Origin of the sequence: Cellulomonas sp., from assembly GCF_017744555.1 — a bacterium.
Taxonomy (GTDB): domain Bacteria; phylum Actinomycetota; class Actinomycetes; order Actinomycetales; family Cellulomonadaceae; genus Cellulomonas.
Map to the genome: position 1 here is coordinate 1 of NZ_JAGIBD010000110.1, position 744 is coordinate 744.

General features: G+C 71.5%; 1 protein-coding gene. It reads right to left on the minus strand.

The features are described 5' to 3' along the window. A partial coding sequence (locus J7523_RS20420; RefSeq protein ID WP_291890631.1) for a glycosyl hydrolase family 18 protein occupies nucleotides 1–520 on the minus strand: 520 nt, incomplete at its 3' end. Nucleotides 521–744: the final 224 nt, after the last annotated feature.

Sequence of the window (744 nt, forward strand, 5' to 3'; positions counted from 1 at the left end):
GCATCAGGCTGAAATTCCGCCGGTCCTCCGGGCGATGGCTGATGCCGGGGCCGGGCAGGGTCGGGTACTCCCAGTCGATGTCGATGCCGTCCAGGTCGTGCGCGCGCAGCAGCGCCACCGCGCTGTCGGTGAAGCGCGCGCGCGATGCTGGGGTCAGCGCCGCCTCGGAAAAGTTGCCCGCGCCCCAGCCGCCGATCGAGACCAGCACCTTGAGCGCGGGATTGTCCGCGCGCAGCGCGGTCAGGGCGGCGAGCGAACGTGTCGCGGTGTCGCCGGGCAGGTAGGCCGCACCGGTCGCATCGACCTTGGCGAAGGCGAAGTTGATCGCATCGAGCTTGCCGGCGCTGATCGGCGGCAGTTGCGGCTCGTCGACCACGTAGCCGATCACCTGCAGCCGTGCGGGCTGTGCCGATGCAGTGGAGGATGGCGGCGAAGCCATGCCCGGCACGGGCAGGCCGATGACCAGCAGCAGCGCGAGCCGGCGCAGGCGTGCGGACAGGCCGCGATGCGGACAGGCCATGTCGTCCCCGGAATGGTGGCAGGGCCGCCACTATAAGCGCCGCTGCGCATCGCCCGGTGCATGTCCGTCGCAGGTGCGCCGATGACGCGGGTGCGGCCTGCTGCTTGCCGGTGACGGGACCCGGTGATGTCAGCCAGTGCCTGGCCTGGCGCCGTCGCTGTCATCCGCTGTCCCGCACATGGAATTTCGCGTCAGTCCGGTGGCGGGCGCGGGCCACGGGGCGG